Origin of the sequence: Actinomadura rugatobispora, assembly GCF_042656285.1 — a bacterium.
Lineage (GTDB): Bacteria > Actinomycetota > Actinomycetes > Streptosporangiales > Streptosporangiaceae > Spirillospora > Spirillospora rugatobispora.
Genome location: NZ_JBHSON010000123.1, coordinates 24,079 through 30,916, shown reverse-complemented (window position 1 = coordinate 30,916; position 6,838 = coordinate 24,079). Strand labels below are relative to the sequence as shown.

The window sequence follows — 6,838 nt, the reverse complement described above, 5'->3', positions numbered from 1 at the left end:
CGCAGCTTCGGGTTAGGCCCGTGGGGGTGGTGGCGGTACGCCCAGCTCTGTTACGTCGTGGGTGGAAGTGCCGCGAACGACGTGTCGAGGGCTTCGGCGTGGTTGGCGCCGCGCTCGTGGAGGCCGTCTCGCTCATCCGTGGGTGCGAGGGCTCGTGCAGGTTCGGGTTAGGCCCGTGGGGTGGTGGCGATACGCCCAGCTCTGTCGCGTCGCGGGTGGGATTGCCGCGAACGGCGTGTCGAGGGTTTCGGTGCGGTCGGCGCCGCGCCGTACCGGGAAGCCAGCACGAATGCTGCTGGACGCCCTGTATCGACGCAATCCGTTCCGGCTGCCAGGTGACCGGCCGGTTCGGGCCTGTCGGCCCTTGGTAGGGAGGCCCTGGCCTTTGCCGACGTCATCGACCCGTTGCAGTCCGTCTTTGGCCGGGTGGCGCCGCGGGCCGTCCGCCGCCGGGGTGGACCGTCCTGCTCTCGACGTCGTGTTCGTCGGGATGCGCGCGGTGTTGGGGCTGGTCATCGACCGCCGTGGGTCGTCCTTGGCCGGGTGGCGGCGGCTCCGCAGGCCCTCCGTCGCGAACGGCCCGTCGGGGGCTTCGGTGCGGTCGGCGCCGCGCCGTACCGGGAGGCCAGCACGAAAGCTGCTGGCCGCCCTGCGCCGACGCGGTCCGTCCCGCCTGCCAGGTGACGAGCCGGCTCGGGTCTGGCGACGCTTGGGGTACAGGGGCCCGGGCCTTTGCCGACGTCATCGAACCGCTGCGGGCCGTCCTCGGTGGCGCCTCGGTCCGTCCGCCGCCGGGTTGGACTGTCCTGCTCTCGACGTCGTGTTCGTCGAGACGCGCGTGGTGCTCGGGCCGGTCATCGACGCGCTGTGGGCTGTTTTTGACCGGGCGTCGCGGCGGGCCGTTCGTCCGTCGGTGCCGGGTTGGCACGCCCTGGCCTCGACGACGTGTTCGTCGGGATGCGCGATTTGGGGGCGGTCATTGACCCGCCGTGGGCTGTCCTTGGCCGGGCGTCGGCGGCCGGGCTGTCGGTGCCGGGTTGGACTGCCTTGCTCTCGATGCTGTGTTGGTCGGGATGTCCGTGGTGTTCGGGGTGGTCATCGGCCCGCCGTGGGGCGTCCTTGCTCGGGTGTCGCGGCGGTTGCGGGCCGTCCGTTGGTGCTGGGTTGGTCCGTCCTGGCCTCGGAGCCGTGGTCGTCGCGATGCGCGTGGTGCTCGGGTCGACGGAGATCATGGTGAGTGGGGGGCCTGAGCCGACAAAATCGGACTCTGGGGGGAAGGGGGCTGGGGCTGGCGGCGGCGGGGGCGGCGGGGGCGGTGTTGGTGGCGTTGGGCGGCTGCGTTCAGGCGGTCGCGGGCCTCGGTACGAGACATCGCCGGCAGGCGTTCAGGCAGGGCGGCCGCCAGTGCGGGGGGTGCTTGCACCAGGCCGTCCTCGTCCACCGAGGCCGACTCGCCCGGCCAGTCGCCGAGCAGCACGGCGGCGAACTCCTCCGGGTGCCGGCCCTGTAGCTCCTCGATCCGGTCGGTTTCCGTGCCGCCGTCGGCGACCAGCAGCAGGCGAGGCGCTCCGGTGGTGCCGGTGTTGCGGCGGATCGCCAGCTCGGTCTCCATGTACGCGAGGGCCGCGTCGAGGTTGCCCGGGATGAACAGGTTGGCGCCGGTCTCGTCGAGCAGGTCGTCTTCGGCCAGTCCGAACAGGACCGTGGCATCGGGACGGGGGATCACCACCAACGCGGTGTTGCCCAACTCCTCCAAGGCGATGAGCGTGAACACGCGTGCGGTGGCGGACGCTCCGCCGCCGCTCAGGCCGAGCAGTGGCACCGCGAAGGGGTCGATCGCGGGCCGATAGGTGAAGCTCGCCTTACGTTCGGCGGGCGGCGGCAGGGGAGAGATGAAGGAGGCGCCGGCCATGGCGTAGATGCGGCGCCGCATCGGATAACCGATCGCGGCTACGGCCGGCAGCAGCAGCCCGAGCAGCAGCAAAGGCTGGAGGGACGCCGTCTCGGATGCCTCCTGTGCCAGCCCTTGGGTGGTGGACGGCAGCGGAGTGGGGGGCGGGGGAGTGGGAGGCGGGGGAGTGCGAACGGGGGGTGGTGTGGCGGGACGCGACGACGGCTTGTTCGGTGTCTTAGGAGGAGGGGAGGCCTGTACGCGTTGTGGCTGCTTTTTCGGGCGGTCGGTATAGCGTTCCCTGAACTGCCGTTCCAGTCTGCCGCGGTGCCGGGCCTCGTACACCGCCTGCCAGGCCTCCCGGCACTTGCGCAGAGTGTGCCAATCGCCGCCGCGCAGGGCCAGGCGGCACTCCACGGGAAGTGAGCTGCGGGGTCGCGGCCCGTCGGCGGCCTCGGCAGGCGCGGCCGTGCTGAGCGAGGTGGCGCCGACCACGGCCAGGCCCCCCACCAGTCCGCCCGCGCAACGGACGACTCCACCGATCGAGCCGGTGTGTCTGGCGTCTGGCAGCAATCGGTTCATCTTCGCCCCGGGGGATCGCGGTGGTAAGCGTCAGATGGCCCGATCATAGCCACTCTGGCTACGGAGCGTTGACGTTTGGTCACAGTCGTCTCATGTTGGAACGGCTATACCTCGTGGCGGTCATACGACTCTCACGAGAAGGCAAAAGCCCTACCGGTGAGGCTGCTTGGGAAATTCCGGCAATTGTGTCCCAGCTCATCACGTTTGGTGAATATCTCAATTAGTCCGTCCATCGTCCTCGCAGGTATGGCCGAGTGTCGCCGCCGTGCGGCGACAGCGGTGGTCAGGGGGGTGACCGGGCAACTCGTTCGACAGAGGCGTCATGTGGGGCGCGACGACGCGGGCGGGGGGACAGAGCGGGTTCGGCGGGAGGGGTGGAAGTTCGCGTTCGCACCGGGGTGATTCGAGGGGCGGGCGAACGAGGATCGGAAGCGAGATCCGTTGCTGAGGCGGTCTCCTGGAAGGGGCACGGCTTCGCAGCGCGCCGGGGACGTCGTGGTCATGAGCTTCGTCTCGCCCGGTCCCTCTGCTGCTTCATCCTCTCGGGAGTGGTGAGGGCAGGATGGCGTCGGCGTGCGAAACGCGTGGCACAAGCGCACAATGGCACGACCCGGGCCCCGGCAATCCAGCCGGACGTCGTGAAGGTTCGATCCTCCAACTCTCGATGTTCGAGTGGAACCGGGTTGATCGGGCGAGCGGCGATGGCTTAGCTGGGGCGGTGCCCTTCACCCTCAGTCATCCGGCCGCCGTGATCCCCCTCGCCCGCGGCCGCATGGTCCCCTCGGCGCTGGTGGTCGGCTCGATGGCGCCCGATCTGCCGTACTTCTTCTCCATGGGCGAGCAGCGGGGCGCCACTCATGATCCGCTCGGGATCGTCACGATCGATATCGCGCTGGGCCTCGCCCTGTTCGCCGCGTTCCATCTGATGTGGAAGCGCCCGCTCGTCGCCCTGGCACCGGCCTGGGCGCGCCGGAAGCTGACCGGGCCGGCGAACGGCTTCCGGCGGTCCATGATCCTCTGGGTGCCGCCGTCCCTCCTGGTGGGGACGGTCACCCATGTTCTCTGGGACGCGTTCACCCATCGCCGTCACAGCTTCGCCGACGCCATGCCGTGGCTGGTGACGACGTCGGTGGCGGGTCTCGAGCTCTACCGCTGGCTGCAGTACGGCAGCGGCCTGCTCGGCGTCATGATCATCGCGGCATGGTTGTACCGGTGGCTGCGCAGGGCGCCCGGCACGCGCGAGGCCGCGCCCGGCGTGTCGGCCAGGACGGCGGCGGCCATATGCGGAGGCATCCTCATCTGCGCGATCGCGGGCGGGACGCTGGGCTCCATCACCCTGATCAACCAGCCGGACCTCCCTCGGACCATCCACATGACCCTTGCGAGCGGAGTCATCGGGACGATCTGCGGCGGCACCCTCGCGCTGACCGTCTACGGCCTGGCCTTCACACTCGCGCGACGGCGCGGCCACCGCGGGGGCTCCTCGGGACGCTCGCTGCCTGAGGCCGGTCACAGTGCTTCCCGGCGGGATGTCCCCGCGGAGCATTCCTAGGCTGCGTCGCAAAGTCCTGGCCTGCAGCGCTCGCCTGTCGGCTTACTGACCGGGCCTGTGGGCGCGGCATCGCTTCGCGGGCTGGCCGGTGACGCTTGCCTCCCGTGTCGGATCACCGGCCAGGTAACGCGCCCGCGCGTTGGTGAGGACACTTCGAGTCCGGACTTACAGGCCGGACCGGTGACGAATTTTGCGGCTTCGGTCCTGGTGCCGTGGCTTTCGGTGCGTCCGGGCGCTCGATGTGAAGTGTGGGCTCTGAGGGCGGGGTAAGGGGTGCGGGATCGGAGGGCTGGTTGTGGGGAAGTGCCGGACAGGAGGTGAACGCACTGGGTAAGGTCACCGCCACCCGCAGTTAATCCCCTGCAGTGTCATGCCCTGGCATGCCTTGGGAGCGATCACTGCCGCAGGGGCGAGCCGGATCCGGGTCCGCAGGGTTCTCAACCGAATGGTCGTGCATGACGGCGTTCGGCCGGATGGTCCGTACCGGCGGCGGGGCTTCCGGGAAGGCGCGGTCGCCGTACGGTCGAGGCTCCGAGCCGGGGACGACACGTGCTGACCGATGAGAAAGGTGATCGGCATGTGCCGACTCTTCGGCATGAGCACTGGAGGCACCAGGGCCAGGGCCGCCCATTGGCTGATGGACGCGCCGCGCAGCCTGCGCGCGCAAAGTCATCGGATGCCGCACGGCGCGGGCCTCGGCTGGTTCTCGCTCGGGCATGAACCGGTGCGTGACCGTGCCCCGCTCGCCGCGTTCGAGAATCCGGATTTCGCCCTGCACGCCCGCAATGTCGTCTCGCAGACCTTCGTCTCGCACGTGCGCGACGCCTCGGTCGGCGGCCTCACCGTGCACAACTGCCATCCGTTCGTGATGAACGACCGGCTCTTCGCCCACAACGGGGTGATCCAGGAGTGGTCCACGCTCCGGTCGTGGCTGACGGAGATCGACCGCGCCCTTGTGGCGGGGGAGACCGACTCGGAGTTGATGTTCGCCTACCTGACCGCCGAGATCCGCCGCCAGGGCGACACCACGCGGGGGATCGTCGAGGCGCTGGGCCGGATCGGCGCCGAGCTGCCGGTGTTCTCGCTCAACTTCCTCATGGCGGAGGCCGGGCGCATGTGGGCGGCCCGGTATCCGGAGTCGAACGAGTTGTGGGTGCTTTCGCCCCGCGATGGCGGTCTCAGCGGCGTCGAGCCGGGGCAGGCCGGGAGCGGCGGGGTCGCCGCGGACAGGCCTGTGCCGGCCGTTGTGATCGCCAGCGAGCCGATGGACGACCACGCCGGGTGGCGGCCTCTGGCGCCGGGCGAGTTGCTGGTCGTCGACGGCCTGGAGGAGACCTCGCTGTTCCCGTTCCCGCCACTGCGCCGTCCGCTGACACGCGCGGACCTGTCGCTGCGCGAGGCCGCCTCGCAGGGGGTCGCGCCGCTGTCCGGTGCGGAGGACGCGACAGGACGGCAGGTGACGGAGCTGGTGGCGGCGTCGTGCGGGCCGGAGGCGCCCACCGAAATCGGAGAGGAGTTCGCGGGCGCCGTGGAGGAGGTTCCGGCGGATCTGCAGGCCTGAGGAGCGACGGGATGCCGCCGCCCGTCATGGACGGAGCGGAGCTGTTTGTGGTGGGCAGGTGGCGCCGGTCGTTATGGGCGTAGTGGGCCGTCTGTCTCGGACGGGTGACGTGACCGGCTGTGGAGGGGGCGTTTCCGATCACGGGCGGGGTGGCGTCGACCGGCCCTGAAGGGCGCTGCTCTGGATGGGTGCGTTGCTCGTCATCGAGGGGGTGGCGCCGTCTGTCAGGGGCAGGGTGGAGTGCGGCCCTGTTCGCGCCGGAATCTCACCATGAGGGCTGGGTCGCGGGTCGCGCGTAAGCCGATCTGGCCACTCTCAGCGCCTGCTCCGAGGTATCGGCCCTCTGAGGCTGCACCGTCCGGCCTGTGCTGGGGCTTGTACCTGGGCCGTCTTCGCGCGTTCGGGCGCGGCTCGGCCGCCGTGGGTATGGCCGCTTCTGGACGGTGGGTGGTGGACGGTGCCGGGCAGGCCTGTTCCGGCCGCGGGACGAGGTTCCGTGCGGGCTGGATAGCTGAGAATTTGCTGTGGATTTAGACGATGATGACCGTTTGGGGCTTCTGAGGCTCCTGGGGCCCGCGGACGCCCCGAACGCGGGCCTCGAAGGGCCCGGGGGCGGGCCGTGGCCTGGGGTTCGTGGGTGTGGAGTGCGTGTTGGGCCTGGTAACGACACGCCGTTCGCCATGGAAAAGTCCACCAGTGGCCGGTCTTGTGTCGTTTCGCGCGGCATTGCGGGCAGATTTTCGGGGATTGTGTACGTTGGGTAGATCAACAGTGCTGTGAGCTGCGGAAATGATCTCGGCGATCCCGGTCCCGTGATCCCAGCGCCTCAGCTCACGCGTCGAGTCAGGAGGTACTCGTGGCCCGCACTCTGGCGAGGGGCACCCGTGTGACGGGTGCCGAGCGCACCCGGCTGGCGGCGGAGCTCGCCCCCCGGTACGCGGCAGGAGAAAGCATTCGTGACCTGGCCGCGGAAACCGGCCGGTCCTACGGATTCATCTACAACGTGCTCAAGGAAGCCGGCGTTCCGCTGCGCGGCCGTGGTGGCAACACCCGGCGCAGGAAGGCCTGACGTAGCGTCCCCCCAGGCTCCCAGGGGGGACGCGGCCGTCGCGGAAGGCGGCGGACACGCTTGGAAGAGGTGCCGGTGCCGGACCTCTCGCAGGGGGCGGTGCCCGGACGGCGGGCACCTGGAACGAGGCGGCCATGGCGCCGGTGGGGGTTCGTGCGGCCTGAGGCCGCAGGAAGAGACGCG

The 6,838-nt window shown here is 70.1% G+C and carries 4 protein-coding genes; 3 read left to right on the top strand and 1 reads right to left on the bottom strand.

Going from position 1 to position 6,838, the window contains the following annotated elements; all coding sequences use genetic code 11:
- Window positions 1-1,228 precede the first annotated feature (1,228 nt).
- On the bottom strand, window positions 1,229-1,984 hold the full coding sequence (locus ACFPZN_RS49925) for a hypothetical protein (protein ID WP_378291180.1): 756 nt from the start codon (window positions 1,982-1,984) through the stop codon (window positions 1,229-1,231).
- Between the two features lie 1,153 nt (window positions 1,985-3,137).
- Here ACFPZN_RS49925 and ACFPZN_RS49920 point away from each other — a divergent pair.
- From ACFPZN_RS49920 to ACFPZN_RS49910, 3 genes are all read left to right on the top strand, one after another.
- Window positions 3,138-4,025, top strand: coding sequence for a DUF4184 family protein (locus ACFPZN_RS49920; protein ID WP_378291178.1), 888 nt, complete (start codon window positions 3,138-3,140; stop codon window positions 4,023-4,025).
- 559 nt (window positions 4,026-4,584) lie between these two features.
- Entirely contained in the window at window positions 4,585-5,586 is a 1,002-nt protein-coding gene (locus ACFPZN_RS49915; RefSeq protein WP_378291176.1) for a class II glutamine amidotransferase, read from the top strand.
- 856 nt (window positions 5,587-6,442) lie between these two features.
- Window positions 6,443-6,655 carry a helix-turn-helix domain-containing protein gene (locus ACFPZN_RS49910; RefSeq protein ID WP_344588752.1) on the top strand — a complete coding sequence of 71 codons (213 nt, stop codon included), beginning with the start codon at window positions 6,443-6,445 and terminating at the stop codon, window positions 6,653-6,655.
- Window positions 6,656-6,838: the final 183 nt, after the last annotated feature.